General features: G+C 54.3%; 15 protein-coding genes. 11 read left to right on the plus strand and 4 right to left on the minus strand.

The features are described from left to right. The 6 genes from SPH52_RS05680 to SPH52_RS05705 all read left to right on the plus strand — a co-directional run bounded on the left by SPH52_RS05680 (position 1) and on the right by SPH52_RS05705 (position 11,781). Positions 1 to 1,992 carry a DUF3732 domain-containing protein gene (locus tag SPH52_RS05680; RefSeq protein WP_411794109.1) on the plus strand — a complete coding sequence of 664 codons (1,992 nt, stop codon included), beginning with the start codon at positions 1 to 3 and terminating at the stop codon, positions 1,990 to 1,992. A 236-nt stretch (positions 1,993 to 2,228) separates the two neighbouring features. After that, positions 2,229 to 3,743, plus strand: a complete 1,515-nt coding sequence (locus SPH52_RS05685) for an SIR2 family protein (protein ID WP_411794021.1) — start codon at positions 2,229 to 2,231, stop codon at positions 3,741 to 3,743. A gap of 80 nt (positions 3,744 to 3,823) precedes the next feature. Further along, the gene (locus tag SPH52_RS05690) at positions 3,824 to 4,834 is read left to right on the plus strand and encodes a Swt1 family HEPN domain-containing protein (RefSeq protein WP_411794022.1); all 1,011 of its coding nucleotides are present in this window, start codon (positions 3,824 to 3,826) and stop codon (positions 4,832 to 4,834) included. Positions 4,835 to 4,970: 136 nt separating this feature from the next. Further along, entirely contained in the window at positions 4,971 to 6,104 is a 1,134-nt protein-coding gene (locus tag SPH52_RS05695) for a hypothetical protein (protein ID WP_411794023.1), read from the plus strand. Beyond that, on the plus strand, positions 6,105 to 7,877 hold the full coding sequence (locus tag SPH52_RS05700) for an ATP-binding protein (RefSeq protein ID WP_411794024.1): 1,773 nt from the start codon (positions 6,105 to 6,107) through the stop codon (positions 7,875 to 7,877). It abuts the gene before it with no gap. A gap of 709 nt (positions 7,878 to 8,586) precedes the next feature. Beyond that, positions 8,587 to 11,781 (plus strand): ATP-binding protein, encoded by a 3,195-nt coding sequence (locus SPH52_RS05705; protein WP_411794025.1) that lies wholly within the window; start codon positions 8,587 to 8,589, stop codon positions 11,779 to 11,781. Here SPH52_RS05705 and SPH52_RS05710 read toward each other — a convergent pair. Continuing rightward, complete coding sequence (locus tag SPH52_RS05710) at positions 11,704 to 13,431, minus strand: FAD-dependent oxidoreductase (RefSeq protein WP_411794026.1); 1,728 nt, start codon at positions 13,429 to 13,431, stop codon at positions 11,704 to 11,706. The genes SPH52_RS05705 and SPH52_RS05710 overlap by 78 nt on opposite strands. A gap of 252 nt (positions 13,432 to 13,683) precedes the next feature. Here SPH52_RS05710 and SPH52_RS05715 point away from each other — a divergent pair, with 252 nt between their 5' ends. The 5 genes from SPH52_RS05715 (at position 13,684) to SPH52_RS05735 (ending at position 16,393) form a co-directional block, all read left to right on the plus strand. Continuing rightward, positions 13,684 to 14,121 (plus strand): VapA/VapB family virulence-associated protein, encoded by a 438-nt coding sequence (locus tag SPH52_RS05715; protein ID WP_411794027.1) that lies wholly within the window; start codon positions 13,684 to 13,686, stop codon positions 14,119 to 14,121. Positions 14,122 to 14,401: 280 nt separating this feature from the next. Beyond that, positions 14,402 to 14,794, plus strand: coding sequence for a VOC family protein (locus tag SPH52_RS05720; RefSeq protein ID WP_411794028.1), 393 nt, complete (start codon positions 14,402 to 14,404; stop codon positions 14,792 to 14,794). Between the two features lie 95 nt (positions 14,795 to 14,889). Beyond that, on the plus strand, positions 14,890 to 15,219 hold the full coding sequence (locus SPH52_RS05725; protein WP_411794029.1) for a hypothetical protein: 330 nt from the start codon (positions 14,890 to 14,892) through the stop codon (positions 15,217 to 15,219). A 287-nt stretch (positions 15,220 to 15,506) separates the two neighbouring features. Next, positions 15,507 to 15,704, plus strand: a complete 198-nt coding sequence (locus tag SPH52_RS05730) for a DUF2798 domain-containing protein (RefSeq protein ID WP_411794110.1) — start codon at positions 15,507 to 15,509, stop codon at positions 15,702 to 15,704. Positions 15,705 to 15,934: 230 nt separating this feature from the next. Beyond that, on the plus strand, positions 15,935 to 16,393 hold the full coding sequence (locus SPH52_RS05735; protein WP_411794030.1) for a hypothetical protein: 459 nt from the start codon (positions 15,935 to 15,937) through the stop codon (positions 16,391 to 16,393). 81 nt (positions 16,394 to 16,474) lie between these two features. Here the strand turns inward: SPH52_RS05735 and SPH52_RS05740 are convergent, their stop codons facing one another. The 3 genes from SPH52_RS05740 to SPH52_RS05750 form a co-directional block, all read right to left on the minus strand. After that, positions 16,475 to 17,374 carry a hydroxymethylglutaryl-CoA lyase gene (locus tag SPH52_RS05740; protein ID WP_411794031.1) on the minus strand — a complete coding sequence of 300 codons (900 nt, stop codon included), beginning with the start codon at positions 17,372 to 17,374 and terminating at the stop codon, positions 16,475 to 16,477. Between the two features lie 91 nt (positions 17,375 to 17,465). Next, complete coding sequence (locus SPH52_RS05745) at positions 17,466 to 19,508, minus strand: acetyl/propionyl/methylcrotonyl-CoA carboxylase subunit alpha (protein ID WP_411794032.1); 2,043 nt, start codon at positions 19,506 to 19,508, stop codon at positions 17,466 to 17,468. After that, on the minus strand, positions 19,505 to 20,338 hold the full coding sequence (locus SPH52_RS05750; RefSeq protein WP_411794033.1) for an enoyl-CoA hydratase-related protein: 834 nt from the start codon (positions 20,336 to 20,338) through the stop codon (positions 19,505 to 19,507). The genes SPH52_RS05745 and SPH52_RS05750 overlap by 4 nt, the downstream gene beginning before the upstream one ends. Positions 20,339 to 20,355: the final 17 nt, after the last annotated feature.

The following is a 20,355-nucleotide window of genomic DNA, read 5'->3' on the forward strand; positions in this document are numbered from 1 at the left end:
ATGAAGATAAGAAAATTGATTATCTGGCCGAAAAATTCTGCCTTTCAGCCAAGAGAAGTAAAGTTCGAACTTGACAAGGTTAATGTTATCACTGGAGCGTCACGCACAGGAAAGTCGGCAATAATACCGATTATTGATTACTGCCTTGGTTCCAGTTCATGCAGTATTCCTATTGACACAATTAGAGACTATGCATCCTGGTATGGTGTCATACTCCAACTTGATCAGGATCAGATACTTATCGCGAGGAAAGTTCCAACTGGCAGCAATCCGTCTGATGACTTTTACTACTATAAAGGAACGAGCGTTACGATTCCGCCGGTGCTGAAAGATAAAAATGCTTCGACTGAGGATGTTAAACACTCATTGAATGAACTTGCCCTGCTGCCGTATTTCAGTCTCGATCCAGACGAAGCACCACAAAACAGTTTTAAAGCTCGTCTAAGTATTCGCGATCTGATGGGCTTTGTATTTCAAACACAGGATATTGTCGCTAACCAGAATATTCTATTCTACAAAACTCACGCTCATGAACATCGCGAAAAACTACGGACTTGGTTTCCTTTTATTCTTGGCGCGGAGAACCTGGAGGTGTTGAAGGCTCGGCAGCGAATGCAGGTGCTTGAGCGGAAGCTAAATAGATTGCGGCGGGAGCTTGAGAAAGAGCGCGCGATTTCACAAGAGTGGAAGTCAAATATATTTGGACATCTCATGACAGCGGTCGATTACGGGCTGGTCGAAGCTCAATTTTCTCAATCTGACGATCCTGAGAGACTTCTTGAACTCGGTAAGGAACTAATTGAGAGGAGCCCGGACAGACCACGTATCGGCGAAGGTCAGATTCAGGCATCAAATGAAGAACTCATAAAGCTTGATGCTCAGGACGATGATCTAGCTTCCCATATTGCGCAGATAAAGAACCGTCTTGAGGAGGTAAAAAGATTAAAGGGCGGCTTTACAGATTACGGTTCCGTTGCTAGGAAGAAAGCTGACCGACTTCACCTTTCTAGATGGCTGACAGATGTAGCGGAGCATACGGAAACTTGCCCCGTATGTGGTGAGGCCAGTCATCCTAACGCGCTTAACGAAATCGACAAAATTTCAGCCGTTCTTGAAGAATATGAAAATGAAGCGAGTAAATTTCAGGTCATTCCCACCACTTTTGACAGGGAAGAACTGCGACTTAAGCAAGACTTGGAGGACGTATTAGAGCAAAGGAACTCGCTTCAGGAACGATATGACCGGCTTATACAGAAAGACGAGCAGGCCCGGCACAGCTTTTATAGAAACAAAGAGATGTATATCTTTCTCGGCCATTTCCGTTCCTCGCTGGAGCGGTTCGAAAAGCTCATTGAAGGCGGCCACCTAGAAAACCAAGTTCAGGAGCTACAGGACGAGTATGATCAATTGAAACCGCTGGTAAATGAAGCAGCTATTTTAAGAAGGGCAGATGCCGCGACCGATATAATTGCAGAGCTTATGCTCTCCTACCTTCAGCACCTTGACGTCGAAGAAAAATACAGGCAATCCAGGCCAAAAGTTGACATCAAGGAGTTGGCCATCAAAGTACGGGGGAATGAAGGTGAGTGGCACTTCCTTTCTGAAGTCGGTAGCGCTTCGAATTGGGTTTCCTTTCATATAGCAGCTATGTGCGCATTTCAGGAGTTTTTTGCCAGCTTGCCCGGCTCAAGTGTCCCTAGTTTTGTCATCTTCGATCAGCCAAGTCAGGTTTACTTTCCCAAAGTTACGCTGGTTGAAGGCGGTGAGAAGGAAGAAGACTTCAAGAATTACGAGGATGAAGATTTTTACGCAGTTAAGAAGATATTTAAAACCTTGTCAGAAACCTTCTCTAAACCCGATGCTTCCTGGCAGTTTATAGTTCTTGATCATGCGGATAAGGCCATATACGGAGACATTGAACATGTTCACGAAGTCGATGAATGGCGGGAGGGGAAAAAACTCATACCGACAGAATGGTATGCCGATGTATAGAGCATGCCGGGTTCTTTTGTTCTCATAAGGCGTATGGTGAGCTGTGATACATCGTTAAATGCTAGGACTTCGCCAGCAGTTTGCGTAACTCAGTGGACGCATGGAGGTTTTTAGATGATGGTGCGGAGAGCGTATAACAAGGCGCTGCTGTCGGACAATTTTTACGCTGAGCTCCAAAATTACCGCAGAGCGCGGCGTTAGATTTCGTCGGGAAATATCATTGAGTAGGAATAGAAGTGATAATAGATAATATAGTTGAAAGTATTGATGAGGGTGGACCAAAAAGCTACTACTCCTTTGAAACATTCATCCTACAACTGCTCAAACATCATCTTGAAAAGCAGGATAAGAAACTCCTTATTAAGGTCGAGACTGACTGCCTTGGAGATGGCTTAGCTCCAGATGGGTTTGATGAGTTTACTGGCCCTACGTTAATCGAAATAAAATTTAATCTAGCAAACCAGTCTAGAAAAATGTTATTCGACAAGCTGGCCTACCAGCTATTTTCTAAAATCAATGATGTTGAAATATCTGATGTAATTATTGTTTCGGCTAAGCCGGTCCCAGAAAAAATTAGACAAAGAATCCTGATAGACTTAGAGCGCTTTAAAATGCCCTGCAAAGTACATATTTGGGGGCCGGAGGAAATCAATAAAATTGCAAGTCAGCACAGGGCTAAGGTAAACGAAATAGCCAATAATCTATTCGCATTAAGGTTGGAGTCTGCCGTTAGCAATCCAGTCTTAGATTGGAAATCAGAAAGAGAGACAATTGTCGATAACTTAAAAGAGTCGTATCAAAAAGGACAGTTCTCATTATTTCTGGGTGCCGGTTTATCAAGTAGTGCCGGAATGCCTGACTGGAATATATTACTTAATTCACTTTTTGTCACTTACTTAACGCAAGAATTTGTTGACGATGGAGAGATATCTGACGTAGATATCGATCAGTTAGTTAGCAGATTAAATGCCGTAGATGAGCCATCTGCATTGATGGCTGCTAGATATTTAAGGAAGGGGTTGGTGAAAAGTGGCACTGAAGCCAGAGAGTTCACAAATGCTATTACTAGAAATCTATATAAGCTAAGGGATGCGAAATATGATATTGATTCAAGGCTAATTAAGTCGATAGCTTCGATGTGTATGCCTCGAAGGACAGGAGCTAAAGTTAGATCGGTGATAACATATAACTTTGATGACCTTATAGAAAGGCAGTTGCTTGCGAATAATATACTTCATCGTTGTGTGTATACCGACAATGAGACTTATGACCCGGATGAGCTCCCTGTTTATCATGTGCATGGTTTTTTGCCCGAAGATCGAAAGAAATATGATGGTCTAGACAATTCAACATTGGTTTTCTCTGAAGAAGGCTACCATCAAATATATTCAGATGCTTATCACTGGTCTAACTTGGTTCAGCTTAACAGTCTACGAGAAAATAATTGCTTGATGATTGGCCTGTCAATGGCCGACCCTAATCTAAGAAGATTGCTTGATATATCAGCAAGAAATATTGAAAGAAGTAAACACTTCGCTTTCATGAAGCGTTTAACACTAGATAGTTTCGCTTATGATAAAAATAGAAAAGTGAAGGATGCTGTAATTGATAATCTAGATGGCGCTGAAAAATTTTTGCAAAGGCATCACACACTAAATGAAGAACTCATGAAAGAGCTGGGAGTAACCATTTTATGGTACGAAAGTTATGATGATATTCCAGAGATCATTGAAAAAATTACGCAGTGCTAAATCTAACAAACCAAAGCATGTGGACGCAGCGGAGCTGCTCCAGTGTTTGGGGCGTTAGCTGCCAATTAGGGTGAGGAGCTATGTTCTCAGAGCTGGATAAAATTTCAGAGGTTGACGAAAACGCCCTCGCTTTGTACGCCCGCCTTTGGCAGCTTGAAAAGTGGCTGAGGGAAATGGTGTATGTTGAATTAAAAGCGAAGAAAGGTAGAAACTGGTTCAATTTTAATAGAACTAAAAAAACCTATGAATCAGATAAAGCCGTTACTCATATACCAACAGCCGATGACAACCCGCTAAGTTTCACCACATTTACTGAACTCGTTAAGCTAATTCAAAATAACTGGGATCTATTCTCGGAGTATTTACCACCGAAGAACATATGGGAAGTGAAGCTAGATGAGATTATACATATAAGGAACAGAGTTGCTCATTTCAGAAGTGGCCACGCTGACGATATTGAAAGATTATTGCAGCTGATGAGGGATATTGATAACGGATTCTGGAGGTTTTGCACTGATTATAATGATTTGCAGCCAATACTACCTCCTGATAGGGATGCAGTTGCAAAGAAATATATTGATCTGGATCCATTTTCGTTCAAAGAAGTTGCTCCAGACGAATGGGCGAAAGTCGGATCTGCTCCACGAGAATTGAGATACATTGTGTCTATCTATTCACTCAGACGGAGATGGGCAGATAGATCAGAAAATATTGATGGAACGCCAGGCTATATATATGACGTTAACGTTCATATACGAAATAACAAACAGTTTGACTACTCCAAATTTTTAGCGGCAGCAAAGAAGTATAAGGCAGAGTTAATTCACATCTGCCTGGACACATTTTCAAGTACGGTTCGAGTAACTATTCCTGCGATATTTGGCAGTGATAAAGTTAGTGAAATAATTGATGGCCTGATCAATATCGTTGAAAATTCAATGACACTTCATCGACCTATCAATAGTGATGATCAAGCGGTGCAAAAATTGTCTGAAGAGTGGCCTGAATATGTACTTGGTCCCAAAAATCCTCTAACTTTTCTGGGGCCTGACATGCCATGCTCTTTTTTCAACGTAATAAAAAGCAGCTAACAAACGCGTCAATTAGGACGCTCGCAAGCTCGCGCCTATTACGCGGGCGTTATACGGTGTCAGCCGAGCGAGCGTTGTCGTCCAGAGTTAGAAGTTTAAACCCTTAAGTAGTCAGAATTTACAGTCAGAGAAATTTATGCCAGATAAATTCAATCTTTATGATGTTTACGAGCAGAATCTGAACTTCCTTTTTGGCGCAGGCGCTTCATATGGGTTTCTTCCCACTTTGATCTTAAATATTAAGAATGGTGAAGGATGTTCACATACTTTTGAAACTTTGGCTAAAGAGCTAGATAAGAATAGCACACGCCACCTATATACCCTTCTATTTATGCATTATTTCAAAAAATGTATTAATACCGGATTGCCGCGATTGCCCAAGGTTCCATATCCACCACATCGGGTAGAGGTTTTAAGGGAGTACCGAGTTTTCCTAAAAACCTTGTTGGCAGTACTAGAAAATAAAAAACGAAATGACAAGAAGTGCAATATATATACAACCAATTACGATAACTGTTTTGAAGTCTCAGCTGATAGTTTAATTACCGAGCAATCGCTAAGCTGTGTCTTCAATGATGGCAGTTCCGGGTTTCAACAGCGAAAATTTCATACCAAAAATTTCAACAATCGAGTGGTTCAAAAAGGCATATTTGACAAGCACGCCGAATATATACCGCAGATTAATATTCTTCATCCGCATGGTTCTGTTTACTGGCAAAAGGATGAACAAGATATTTCAGTTGATTATGGACACACACCATACAATATAGATTTTGATGAAGAACAGAATAGGTTGCTAACAGAATTTGAAGAGCTAATCAATAATGAAAATAAATCCATGCATGACTTAATTGAGTTTGGAGAGGATGATTTCGAGGATTGGGAGGCTCTTCGAGCGGATGACTTTTGGAATAAATATAACCAAATACCCATTGTTAATCCGACTAAGTGGAAGTTTCATGAAACCGTTTTTGAGGAAGCTTATTACCAGATTCTAAGACATCTGAGTTTTGAGTTGGAACGACCTAATTCAGTTTTGATTACCTTTGGTTTTTCCTTCGCAGATGAGCATATCCTGCATTTGGTGCAAAGATCTTTGTCGAACCCTAGTCTGACGGTATATATCTCATGCTATAACGACAGTGAAAAGCATGAGATGCGAAAGAAATTTAAAGGCTATGCAAATGTTAAATACATTACCATTGATGATGACCTAACTTTTACTCGTTTTAACAAACGTGTATTCGCTCTCAAAAAGGATGGCGAGTAAATGAGTATTGCCATTGGGGAGGTCGTGTCAGTAAAAGGCGTCAACATTGTTGTTGAATTATATGAGGAATCGAATAAAGAGACGCTCTTCTACGACGGTAAAAAGTATAAAGGCGTCTCAATTCAGGAGCATATCTTAGTAAGGCGAGGCTTCAAAGATATAGTTGGACTAGTGCAAGGTGAGTACTTAGATGAAAGATTTCAATCTGAAGATCGTGCTGGGTATGTCCGAAAAGTCGAATTGAAGCCTATTGGATTTTATCATCAGGGAGAATTCTTCGAGGGTATAAAGCATCTTCCTATGATCCGAGATGTAGCATACTTGATGAGTGACGAACAAGTGAGTCAGATATATGGTGATTTGGATGAAAGCTTTGTAGTCGGTGAAATTTTAAAAGAAGAATTTCCAATATCACTACCATGGGCAAGCCTTTTCAATACGCACATTGGTGTATTTGGAAATACCGGAAGCGGCAAATCCAGCACCCTTACCAATCTATATACGACTCTTTTTTCGAACAAACTAGAGCAACTGAATGGTAATAGCAATTTTGTTGTAGTCGATTTCAATGGAGAATACACAGGAAATCAGCTTCTTTCGAATTTAGAATACAAAAAGGTTTACGATTTGGATACACGTTCTAATGATGGCGCAAAATTTCCATTGAGTGAGAGTGTATTCTGGGATGAAGAAGTTTTTGGAATTCTATTTAAGGCAACAGAGAATACGCAGAAGCCGTTCTTAAAGCGGGTGGTTACAGGTAGGGATAAATTTAAAGATACAGCAGATAGTCTTAATAACTACACTAAGAAGACTTTAACCAGAGCGCTAGTTAGCACGTCACCCAAAAAAGAGTTTGCCGATCTGATAAGGACTATTGCAATCGTAGTTTCAGCTGATGAACTCAAGGGGTTAGCCGAGCAGATGAGTTGGTACAGCAAGGATGGTATCTTCTATATTAATGGCGCAAACTACCTTAATGGTGGTGAAAATGACGCTACTTACATAAATCATTTCAAACCACGCATTGACAATGTAAACATCGGAGAATTGGGCCATTTTGAAGAGCTAAAGCTTCGAATTAACCTTCAGCTGTTAGCCGATCTTGTGAATGGATATGTTCAGTTTGAACACATACAGCCGTTATTGAAGCGGGTCGAAGCATCATTAAAATCATTAGAGCGCGTATTTTCAATTGGTGATGATCCGGTAAAAAGCCTATTAACTATTATTTCGCTACGAAAATCGAACCAAGAGGTTAAGAAAGTTATACCATTGCTTTTGGCAAAATACTACTATAGTAGCCATAAAGACATTGTCATCAACGAAAGCCCTCCAAGTAAGACCTTCCATCTGATAATCGACGAGGCCCACAACATTCTGTCGATGCAATCGAATCGAGAAAGTGAAAGTTGGAAAGATTATAGGTTGGAGTTGTTTGAAGAGATTATAAAAGAGGGTAGGAAATTTGGCTTTTACCTGACGCTTTCCAGTCAGAGGCCTGCTGATATTTCAGCTACTATCATGTCTCAAATCCACAACTTCTTTATTCACCGATTGGTGAACGATAGAGATTTATTGCTATTAGAGAATTCCATTAGCTCACTAGACTCACTGTCCCGCTCCATGATTCCTAATCTGTCTAAAGGCTGTGCTGTGATTACAGGCACATCATTTGACATTCCTATGGTTGTGCAGTTCTATCCATTACCCAAGGAACACCAACCTGACAGCGGCGATGTGAATTTAAAAGAGCTTTGGAAAGATATTTAATAGGAATAAATTATATTTGTGTTTGCATTTTTACCAATAGATAAGATTGAGTTCATTAAAGTCCCGTATAACAAGACACTGCACTCGGAAATTTTACTCGCTTCGCTCCCAAAATTCCCGTGAGTGTGGCGTTATGCTCTTCAAAAAATCGGGACAGAGATGATAGATAAAACGAAATTTTACGAAGAAATTGAAGCCTTTGAGCTCCTTCCAGGAGAAATTAATAACGTCTCCACTGAGGCCTTTCAATCTGTGTATGGATCTCTCGAGGCCTCTAGGGCCAAGTGTATCTTGTATATGTTTTTGGCGGAACAGCCCATCCCACGCCTCGTTGGCGAAAGCAGAATAATCTACATCGGCCAAACGAAGGGGAGCTTTAAAAGTCGATATCTCAAGTATTCAGGCCTTCATGCCTCTTCCAAAGCGAATAGACTGAAGTTCGAGGCGATCATTAACAAGTATGGTCCCATCACCATAGCGGTTAGCCCTTTTGAGCGGTTCGGGATCACCCTGTTGGAGGCGGAAGGTCAATTTCTGTGGTGGTACTTCCAGAATCACTGCGAATACCCACCGGTGAACTACACCAAGACAAAAATTAGAAAAGATGCCGTACATGCATAACCATCGCGTAAAAGACGCCGCTCGTACCTCACGCAGGCGTTAGCCCACTACCCCCTTACGCCCACCCACGCAGCAAAGGAAGCCACCAGTGATCATCCCCCAAGACGGGCGCTTGCGGCTGGATCGTGAGCGCTTGAAGCAGCATCGCAAGCGGCTGGGCCTGAGTCAGGAGGCGCTGGCCGAGTACTGTTTTGATCGGCGTTTGTGCGTCTCTATCGCTTCCATCAAGCGGGCGGAGAGTGGCAAGGCGGTGCTGTATCGTACCGCGCGTCATCTGGCTGAGATCTACGGCGTCGAGGTCGAGGCGCTGTCGGTAGAGGCCGAGGAGGCTGCCGCTGTATCCGCCGCCGATGTGGAGGAGATGGAGAGCGCCCGCGTGCTGATCCAGCTGCATGCCGTGGCGGCCGAGCAGTCGGCGTTGGCGAGCTGGGTGCAGCATTTCGGCGGTAGCCTGGCGGAAGGGGGCACGGCGCTGTTCGGGCTGCCCCGGGCTTACCGTAGCGATGCCCAGCGCGGCCTGTTGTGTGCCGCCACCCTGGTGGAGCAGGGGGTGGCCCGCGGCGTTTATCTTCAGGCCGGCCATTGGCCTACGGCTGTGCCGCTTTCCATGTCGGGTGAGCAGAGCGGCGTGTGGGTCGAGCGTGGGGTGGCGGTGCAGTTGGCGGAGCGCTTCGTTTTCGATGACGAAGGCGGGGAGTGGCTGCGCTATCGCCAACCCCGGGACGAGGCGCACGAGGCCCGCTTCGATCTGGTGGGGCGCCGGGTGGAGCTGGGGCAACTGCAAGCCATCCTGGAGAGTACACGGGCTTACCAGGCCGGCCATCTGGTCTACATCCGCGGCGTGGCCGGCATCGGCAAGACTCGCCTCAGCGCCGAGTTTGCCGAAATGGCCGCGGCCCATGCCGATCATCACCAGGCCGAGGTGCTGGACTTCGGTACCCGTGCCGATGAAGGCCCGCTGATGCAGCTCACCCGCTCGCTGCTGCAAGCGTCCGATGAGATGCAGGGGGAGGTGGAGAGAGAGGCGAAAGGTGAGGTGAAGGAAGAGGAGTTAGCCGAGGCCCAACTGCTCGCTCGCCTCTCGGCGCTGCGCCTGCCGGTGGACCATGCCATGCTGCTGCGTCCGCTGCTGGGGCTGGCCCAGCCGGAGGAGGCACAGTCGCTCTATGCGGCCATGACGCCCGCGACCCGCAGCCAGCGCTTGGTGCAGGCGCTGCGCGACGTGCTCCTGGCGCGCTGCATCCATCGCCCCCAACTGCTGGTGGTAGAGGACCTGCACTGGGCCGACGAGGCGCTGCTGGCCACCCTCACCGGTCTTCTGCAGGAGACCCAGGATGCGCCGGTGATCTGGCTGTTTACCTCGCGCCTGGAGCAGGACCCGCTGGAGACCCGCCTGCGGCCACAGCTGCCCGAGCTGCCGCTCACGCTGATCGAGCTGCCGCCGCTGCGCGCCCAGGAGGCCGAGGCCCTTGTGGCCAGCTTCGGCACGGTGCCCGCCGAACACGCCGCCCGCTGCGTCACCCAGGCCCAGGGCAACCCGCTGTTCCTGACCCAGCTGCTGCTGTTTCATCCCCACCGCAGCTTGCCGGCTAGCCTCGCCAATCTGGTACAGACCAAGCTGGACCAGCTCACCGACCTGGATCGTCGGGCCATGTGCATCGCCGCCGTGATGGGGCAGCGCTTCTCCCTGGCGTCGCTGCAGGAGGTGCTGGGGCAGGCCGATTACCAGCCCGAACTGCCCCAGCGCTACAGCCTGGTTCGCCCGCTGGAAGAGGGCAACTACCGCTTCGTGCACGACCTGATCCTGCAAGGCATCTACGAAGGCATTCCCAAGATACAGCGCGACCGCCTGCACCTGCGCCTGGCCGAACTCTACGGCGAGGCGGAACCGGGCCTGCGGGCGCGCCACCTTCATCGTGCGCGCTCCCTGGAGGCGCCGAGTGCGTTCCTGCAGGCGGTGGCGGCGGAAATGGCCCGCTACCGGCACGAGGAAGCCCTGGCGCTGCTGAAGCAGTGTCGCTCCATCGACTACGCGCCGAAGGATGAGTATCGGTTGATGCTGCTGCAGGGCCAGGTGGCGATGGCCACCGGGCAGATCCAGGCGGCGCGGGAGCACTTCGAGGCGGCCCGTGCCTTCGCCCGGGAGGAGGGGCAGCGCATCAGCGCCGACCTCTGGCTGGCCCGGGTGCTGAACATGCTCGATGCGCTGGCGGCGGAGGAGGCGATACTCGATGGCCTGCTGCCCCTGGCCGAGGCGCTGGAGGACCCCTTGCCCCTGGCTGAGGCGCTCTATCTCAAGGGCAACCTCTATTTCCCCCGGGGCGATTTCGCCACCAGCCGGGCCTATCACACCCGCGCCCTGGAGCAGGCCCGCCGTGGCGGCGACGTGCGCACCGAGATCCAGGCCCTGAGCGGGCTTGGCGATGCGCACTATGCCGAGGGGCAGATGCGCAGCACCCTCGAGCTGTTCGACCACTGCGTAACGCTCTGCCGAACCCATGGCCACGCCGACCTGGAAGCCTCCAACCTGTTCATGCTGGGTACGGCGCGCATCTATGCCAACGAGACCGAGGCGGCGCTCGCCGACTGCTTCGATGCCGCCGAGCTGGGCAAGCGGGTCGGCAACCGGCGTGCGGAGGTGGTGGCACGGCTCACGGCGGGGTGGATTCTGATCTCCCAGGGCGACCCCCAGGCGGCGGACGAGCAGATTGAACAAGCGCTGACGGTGGCGCGTGGCCTGGGCTCGGGGCGCTTCGAGGCCTTCCTGCTGGAGAGTCGTGCCCGGGTCGAGCTGATCACCGGGCGACTGGCCGAGGCGCGCGCCAGCATCGAGCGTGCCTGGCAGCTGGTCGAACAGCACGGCCTCAAGGCCTTTATCGGCCCCTGGGTGTTGGGCACCCGGGCGCTGCTGGAAGAGGAGGCCGAGGCTCGCTTGGCGACCCTGCAACAGGGCGAAGCGCTGCTGGATGCCGGCTGCGTGGGGCACAACGGCTATCGCTTCCTGATCGCGGCGGCGGAGGTCAGCCTGCTCGACGGGCGCCCGGATGCGGCGCGCCATTATGCCCGGCGCCTGACCCAGCTGATGGCGGCGGAGCCCTGTGCCTGGGGCGAGCACCACCGCGCCCTGATCGAGGCCCATGCCGACTGGCTGGAGAGCGGGCAGGTGGAAGGCGACAAGGGCAGCGAGGTGAGCACCCTGCAAGCCCTACGGGCGTGCTGGCACCGTGGCGAAGCCGCTGGCCTGGTGATGACGCTGCCTCGCCTTGCTGCTAGTCGACGCTAACCGCAGGGGACCCTCGATCCGACGCTCCGGTGCCTCCAGCAGCAGGGCGACGAGGTGCTCCGATTGCTCCAGGCACTGCTCCTGCAGGCCGGCACCGCGCGTCCAGCCGCCGGCGAACAGCAGTGGGCAACCCTCTTGGCCTTCGGCGCTCTGTCGTGCGGTAGTCTGGTTATAGCGCTCGATCTCCGCCTGCGCCTCCAGGCAGTTGGCATCCAACACGTTGTGCTTGAACAGGGTCCAGGCCTTGGCTTCCAGGGCGCTGTCCAGCGGCGGTAGCCGGTCCCGATAGCCTGCCTCGCCGGGCTCGGTGTTCGCCAGCGTTGCGGGGGCGTCCAGGGGCGAGGACTGCCGCTCGAGCATCTCGCTGCGGGGAATCCGGTTGAGGTCATCCACCAGGGAGACGAAGTACTGTGGCAGGCCGGCCTGGTTGTAGGCGGGGTTCTCGGCATCGTTCTGGTGGCGGTTCACCACGTAGTCGATACGGTAGGGGAAGAAGGTGTCTTCTGGGTTGCGCACCTCGATGTTGTAGGTGCGCCACAGGTTGCGATTGGGCGGCAGGCGGGCGGCGGCTGTGTGGCAGACGCTGAAGCTGCGGGTGTAGCGCACCTTGCCGAGGATATGCCGCAGCTCCCGCTGGGTCTCGCTCAGGCCGTCGCCGAACGTCAGCAGCGGCAGGGCGTCTTCGGCATGGGTGGCCATGAACAGCAGGTCGGCCTCCCAGCGGCGTTCGCCGGGAGCACACTCCGTCAGCGTTACGCCCTGGGTCGAGAGGCTGGCTTCCACCTCGATGCCGCGCAGGATCTGGACGCGGGGGCCCGATGTATTCGGGTTGGTGATATGCGCGGCCAGGGCTTCCAGCCAGTGCTGGGCGCCATGCTCGAAGTAGCGGCGGTCCGGGGGCGAGCCGCCCTCCTGAATGCGGTAATACTCGAAGGGGGCCTGGAGCGGCATGCCGCCCGGGCCGCGATCGTCGGCGAAATACATGGCCGAGATGCGGGGGTAGTAGATGGTCTGGCGGATACGCTCCAGCCGCGCCGGCAGCTCCGGGTCCTGCCAGTCGATGGTAACGCTCAAACGCTCCGCCGCCGCGGCCAGCATATCGGCGGGGGCGGCGATACAGGCGTCGAAGAAATCATCCACCGTATAGCGCGGCGTAACGCGATGATTCTCCACCAGGGCGATAGCGCTTTGGTGAACCACGGGGATCAGTAGTGCCAGCCGGCCTCCATCGACCTTGCTCAGCTCATGGGCCGGGTCGCTGACGCCACGGAACAGGTCCTTGTCGTCGGTCAGGGCGATGCTCCCATCACGGCTGAAATAGCTCTCGGTATTCTCCAGGGGCTTCATGCGTTCCAGCTCGCCGATCTCGCCGAGTATCGTGCGCAGGCGGTGGTAGGTGGCCAGGTTGACGTCATTCACGCCCAGGTCGGCCCAGCGGCGATAGGGCGAGTCGGGCTTCCCCGGATAGCGCCGGCAGCCAAGGTCGACCCACACCGTCTCGGCATTGCCGCCCAGGGTGGCCTTGCGCTCGAAGATGGTGACCTCGAGCTGTCGGGCCGCCTCGCTACCGAACTTCTGAAGGTAGTAAGCCAGCGACAGGCCGGAGACGCCGCCGCCGATGATGGCGATCCGTAGCGGTTTTAGGTCCATGATGGTGCCCCCCAGTAATTGTTTCCCCAAGAATCCGCCAACAGGACGTCGCTTCCAAGGGCCTAAGGTGAGCTGATACCGAAGTGATCCGTTGCGCTTCGTGGCGCCGTTTCCAGCGTATGTGGTGATACCGAGGTGATGCGGTGGGTATGAGAATTCTGATCTGGAATGACTAGGGCAGTAAGTCGCGGTTCGCTTCGACCGCCGATTCCAGAACAACGATTCCAGAACAACGCACGAGGTATCACCCCCATGAACGCTCCTCTGATCATCGACAAGCAGCTGATCGCCCACGACTTCCGTGTCGCCATGCATGGCAAGCTCGAGCCCGGGAAGATCGACGAGGCCACCGCAGCACTGGTTGCCTCACGGACGTCCTATCCCGCCAACGGCAGCGTGGCCAGCCTGGTCTTCTATCTCAAGTTCCAGGTCAACATCACCGGCGGCAAGACCTTCGACGGCCATGCCGGCGGCGCCTCCTCACCGGGCGGCGGCGCACTCTTCGGACACGTCTATACCGACGATCTCGAACGGCTCTATCGCGACACCGTGAGCTTCGAGTTCCAGGCTACGCCGGTCTACCTGAGCATTCTGTACTTCGACAGCCACAGCAAACTGCTCGGCCACTTCCAGTCGGGGGCTGTCTCCATCGTCACTGGCATCGGCGGTGGCAAGGGTAGCTGGCACTGAGTGGGTCGCTAGGCTTCAGTTGGTCAAAATCGGGGGCGCTTCGGCGCCCCCGGCTCATTATGAGGTGGCCATAGAGAGTCTTCGTGCCTGGTGGCCTTGCCGAGAACGCTGGCGTAGGGTAAGAAAAAGTTGAATAAGCATGCGCAGGTAGACGGGCATGCGTATATCCCCCAAGCCACAACAATGGCCAATATGTGAACGCACACCTGGTGGCGAGGGTGGTGGCCTAGTTCATTGACGTCGGTGGGTTGTCTTTTGTGCTCAAATAGGAAAAAAAGAAATGTTGAATCATGTGATGATTGGGTCGAATGACATCGAGCGTTCGAAGCGCTTCTACGATGCCGTGCTCGGCACGCTGGGAGCCGGGGAACCGCTGCGCCACCAGGCGGCTTCCGGCCATATGCGTCTCTTTTATCGGCATGAGGGGAGCTCGTTTTGTGTAACCGAGCCCATCAATGACGAAGAAGCGACGATTGCGAATGGCGGCACGATTGGCTTCAAGTGCAACTCCCCTGAGCAGGTTCAGGCGTTCCATGACACAGCGGTCGCACATGGAGGCAAGACGATCGAAGATCCCCCTGGGCTAAGGGAAAGCAGCTTGGGCGCAGTGCATCTCGCTTACGTGCGTGACCCGGATGGCCACAAGCTATGTGCCATCTATCGCGCAAAGTAAGCTTTATTGATTGAAGGCGCCCACAACTGCCCGCGCGCCGCGTTTAGAGACGCGGCGCGTGAGTATTAGTCTTTGCAATTTTTTAGGGAGATATAATGGCTACGATAAAGGCGTGTTATGTAGATGATGAACGCCAGTATATGGAGTTTAGAGTTAAGCTAACAATCAATAACCAAATAGATGAGAATGAGGAAATTGTTGGTGTGGCGGTGGAGTGGGAGAAGGAAAAGAACAACTATACTAAATGGCCTTTTGTTGTTTCTCCAGATGATGGGCATTGGGCTTTCGTCGAGTGGGAAGGAAGTGACCAAGTTACCATGATTGATCTAATGGAAAGGAATATCGTCGTGGGTGCGACATTTACGAGAATAGATGGTATACAAGGGCCAAGTAACTATAGAATTAAGTCCATCACAGCGGCATAAAAAGATAGCGCTTCTCGAACGACACCCACTCCCAGCGTTAGGCGACTCTTGCCATGCTTGGTCGCACACCCTACTATGTTGCCTGTCATCGCGTCATGCGCGACCGACCGTAAGCGTTCAACGTCAATCAACGCGCCCTCACCCCCGGCCTTGCTGGGGGTGCTCGCTCGGTTTTGAGCGAATGTGCCTTACTTGACTGTATCTAGGAGAGCCTTATGAACGCTGCAGATAAGCCGACTATTTTTCTTGGCATCCCAAAACTTCCCGCGCGTTATGCGTCCCTCGTTATGCCTCTGTTGCTGTCCATACTGATGACGTGCATCGTTTCGCTGATCAGTACGTTAACAGGAGTAGGCATCACCCCGCAGTTCATTTCCAAATGGCTGAGTTCATGGGCTGTGTCTTGGATCATTGCATTCCCGGTACTGCTGCTAGTGCTACCGATTGTTCGCAAGGCTACTGCCGCTCTAGTGCGAGCATCCTGATAAGTGACTTAAGCCGAACCCGCGCTGCGGGTCGGCTTTTTCTCCGGTTCGGCTGAACGATGGTCTGGAGATCCAGGTGCCGATTTGGTGCCTGGCAAGAGGGTGGCGCTGGAAACTGGAGTAGTTACGTGGTGAGACTTCCAAAGTTCGCAACTCATTACTATTTACGCGAAACTGGCCCGTTTCGAAGCCTCTCGGAGCTATCGGCCGGCTCCGAGGATCCCGTTTTCGTGGATCTTCTGACTCGTCATGAACGTGACCCTGGCTATCGCCGTCGCTATGGCAGGAACTATATTGCAGTACGACGTGAGGTTGAAGCTCGGCTGCGTGAGTTGTTCATTGCGCGAGGGGGAAAGCCGCGTCGACGCCATCCCTTTTATCTGGTGCTGGGTGAGTCGCCGTGGTTTCGTGATCTGAATGCTGACCACAGGGAGTTGAGAATTCCTCTCTCTCAGCTTGATCCAGAAGTGACCTCTTTAACCTTCTCCGATAGCTTTGTTGCGCTAACCCGAGACGACAAGTCGTACTACAATCAAGTATTTCTTCTCAGCGAGGTCGATGAGCTCGTTGCTCGGTTCGGCGTCCCTGAAAATGATCAGATGGTCCCTTATGAGCGATATTGGGAAACTGAATTTGAGCTCTATATCGAAGTGCAGCTTTGGGATGAGCCACCCATAACCGACGTCTAACTGTATAGTTATAGCACTCATCTGACACAAAGCCCCTGAGCCAACCTCCTGGCTCAGGGGCTTTTCGTTTCTATCACCTGATTACTTTGCCGCCAGCGCCACGCCTACCTTCGAGCGGTTCGGCCGGCCGATGGTTTGGGTGATCCAGGTGCCGGTTTCGGCGAGTTTGTTCAGGTCGATGCCGGTCTCGATGCCTAAGCCGTTGAGCAGGTAGACGACGTCCTCACTGGCGGCGTTGCCGGAGGCACCCTTGGCGTAGGGGCAGCCGCCAAGGCCGGCGACGGAGCTGTCCACCACGCTGATGCCTTCTTCCAGCACGGCGTAGAGGTTGGCGAGCGCCTGGCCGTAGGTGTCGTGGAAGTGGGCGGCGAGATGGGCCATGGGCACCGCGTCGCTCACGGCTTCGATCATGCGCTTGGCGGCGAGCGGGGTGCCTGTGCCGATGGTGTCGCCCAGCGAGATTTCGTAGCAGCCCATGTCATAGAGTGCTTTTGAAACCTCGGCGACTTTGGCCGGGGCGATTTCGCCTTCGTAGGGGCAGCCGAGTACGCAGGAGACGTAGCCGCGCACGCGTACGTTGGCCGCTTGCGCCCGTTCCAGCACGGGGGCGAAGCGCTCCAGGGATTCGGCCACGGAGCAGTTGATGTTCTTCTGCGAGAAGGCTTCGCTTGCCGCGCCGAATACCGCCACTTCCTCGACGCCACACTCCAGTGCCGCTTCCAGCCCCTTGAGGTTGGGAGTGAGGGCGGCGTAGGTAATGCCTGGGCGGCGCTTGAGGCCGGTCATCACTTCGCGGTGGTCGACCATCTGTGGCACCCACTTGGGCGAAACGAAGCTGGCCGCTTCGATGTAGCGGATGCCGGCGGCGCCCAGGCGGTCGATCAGCTCCAGCTTGGTGCCCGTGTCGATCGGGTTGGGTTCGTTCTGCAGCCCGTCGCGGGGGCCGACCTCGACCAGGCGCACGCGCTTGGGAAATGCCATGTTCTACACTCCTTCCGGTTCTCGGCCGTGGCCATGATGCGCGGCTTACCCCCGCGCCGCTCACCTTGGCGCTCTCAGATTTGCTTCCCGCTTACTCCGCGGGAGCGAATTCCAGCAGCACGTCGCCTTGGCCCACGGTATCGCCGGCATTGAAGTGGAAGCTTTCCACGTGGCCGTCGGCGGGGGCGGTCATGGTGTGTTCCATCTTCATGGCTTCCATGACCATCAGCGGCATGCCTTTCTCCACCTTCTGACCGGCTTCCACCAGCAGCGCGACCACGGTGCCGTGCATCGGCGCGGTGAGGGTCGACTCGGCCTCGTGGTGGCCGTGGTCGATGGCGTCGATGCGGCGCCAGAACAGGCGGGTTTCGCCACGCGGGTCGACCATCACGACGACGTTGCCGTCGCGGCGGGCCTGCAGGCGGCGGCGGTGGCCATTGAGAGTCACCGCAACGGCGTCGCCTTCCAGATGCTGCAGGCGGGCGGTAAGGGTCTCGCCGCCAATGGTCAAATCCCACGGGTCGGCGCCGCTGGCTCGGGTGCCTTCCACGACTACCACGCTCTCTTCATCCTGCACATGCGCAGGGTCGCACAGCGAGATACGAATGGTGTGTGGGGCGTTGAGGCGGAAGCCGTCGTGGCGGTCCCACGGCGAGTCGCTCTCGCACTCGCGGGCGAGCTGGTTGAGGCCGATCAGCGCGGCACCGGCGTACTCCTCGATGCTGTACTGCTTGGGGGCGAAGAGGGTGGCTTCGTTCTTCTCGATGAAGCGGGTATCCAGCTCGCACGCCTTGAACGACGGGTGCGTGGCGAGGCGCTGCAGGAAGGCACGGTTGGTCACCACACCTTGCACGTCCAGCGCGGCCAGTGCTCGGTTCAGGGTGGAGAGGGCCTGGTCGCGGTCGTCGCCGTGAACGATCAGCTTGGCGAGCATGGGGTCGTAGTGCATGGAGACGACGTCGCCGGTTTCCACGCCGCTGTCCAGGCGTACCTGGCGCGGGTCGAGTCCGGCGCCTTCCAGGTCCATGGCGAAACGGGCCAGGGTACCGGTGGCGGGCAGGAAGTCCTGCTCCGGGTCTTCGGCGTAAAGGCGCGCCTCGAAGCTGTGGCCGGTGATGGTCAGTTCGTCCTGCTGGAGCGGAAGCGGTTCGCCCATGGCCACGCGCAGCTGCCACTCGACCAGGTCCTGGCCGGTGATCATCTCGGTGACGGGGTGCTCCACCTGCAGGCGGGTGTTCATCTCCATGAAGTAGAACGAGCCATCTTTGTCCAAGAGGAACTCGACGGTGCCGGCGCCCACGTAGCCGATCTCCTTGGCGGCGCGTACGGCGGCTTCGCCCATCTCGCGGCGCAGCTCGGCGGTCATGCCGGGGGCGGGGGCTTCCTCGAGCACCTTCTGGTGGCGGCGCTGCACGGAGCAGTCGCGCTCGAACAGGTACACACCGTTGCCGTGGCTGTCGCAGAATACCTGAACCTCGACGTGGCGCGGCTGGGTCAGGTATTTCTCGATCAGCATTCGGGTGTCGCCGAAGGCGGCCTGGGACTCACGGCGGCAGCCGTCCAGCGCAGCCTGGAAGTTATCACCGCTCTCCACCACACGCATGCCCTTGCCGCCGCCGCCGGCGCTGGCCTTGAGCAGCACCGGGTAGCCGATCTTGTCGGCCTCTCGGCGCAGCAGGGCGTCGTCCTGGTCGTCGCCGTGGTAGCCCGGCACCAGCGGCACGCCGGCGTTGGCCATGCGCGCCTTGGCGGCGGACTTGTCGCCCATGGCGGCAATGGCGGAGGCGGGCGGGCCGACGAAGGTGATACCGGCGGTGTCCAGCGCCTCGACGAAGGCGCCGTTCTCGGAGAGGAAGCCGTAGCCGGGGTGAATGGCGCCGGCTCCGGTACGCTTGGCGGCTTCCACCACGGCTTCTACTTTCAGGTAGCTCTCGCGGGCGGCGGCCGGGCCCAGGCGCACGGCCTCGTCGGCTTCGCGCACGTGGCGGGCGTCGGCATCGGCATCCGAGTACACGGCCACGGTGCGCAGGCCCATGGCACGGGCGGTGCGCATCACGCGGCAGGCGATCTCGCCGCGGTTGGCCACCAGCAGGGTGTCGAAGGGCGTGGTACGGGAATCGTGGGTCTGACTCATGAGCGGCGCTCCGAGGAATTCGTATTGTCGTCGGCCCAGGCGGGGCGGCGCTTCTCGAAGAAGCTGGTCAGGCCTTCCTGGCCTTCGGCGCTCACGCGCAGCTCGCTGATCACGCGGCAGGTGTGCTCGCGGGTCGCCTTGCTGTCAGTGTCGCGGGCCACTTCGGCCAGCAGCGACTTGGTGGCGCGCTGGGCCTGGGGCGAGCCGGCCAGCAGCGTCGCGATCATCTCTTCGACTGCCTCGTCGATGTGATTGTGGCCAACGATCTGGTGGGCCAGGCCCAGCTCCAGCGCCTGGTCGGCATCGATCACCTCGGCGGTCAGCGCGTAGCGGCGCATTTGGCGCGAACCCAGGGCGCGCTGCACGTAGGGGCTGATCACGGCCGGCGAAAGGCCGATCTTGACCTCGGAGAGGCAGAATTTGGCTTTCTCGGAGGCAATGACGATATCGCAGCAGGCGGCCAGTCCCACGGCCCCGCCGAAAGCGGCGCCCTGCACGCGGCATACGGTGGGGCAGGGCAGGGTGTCCAGGCCATGCATCAGCTGCGAGAGCTTGCGCGAGTCGGCCAGGTTGCCCTCGAAGTCGTACTCCACCATGCGCTTCATCCAGTTCAGGTCGGCACCGGCGGAGAAGCTCTTGCCCTCGGAGCCCAGCACCACTACGCGCACCTCGCCATGGCGGGCGGCGTCGTGCAGCTTGGCAAGATGCTCATTGAGTTCGGCGATCAGGCTGTCGTCGAAGGCGTTGTGCACCTCGGGACGATTCAGCGTCAGCCGGGCGACACCGCGCTCATCAATGCTTAGCTGTGAAAAGCTCTTTGTTTCAGTCATCTATTTACGGCTCCCGT

It is taken from the genome of Halomonas sp. A29, from assembly GCF_046723295.1.
GTDB lineage: Bacteria > Pseudomonadota > Gammaproteobacteria > Pseudomonadales > Halomonadaceae > Halomonas.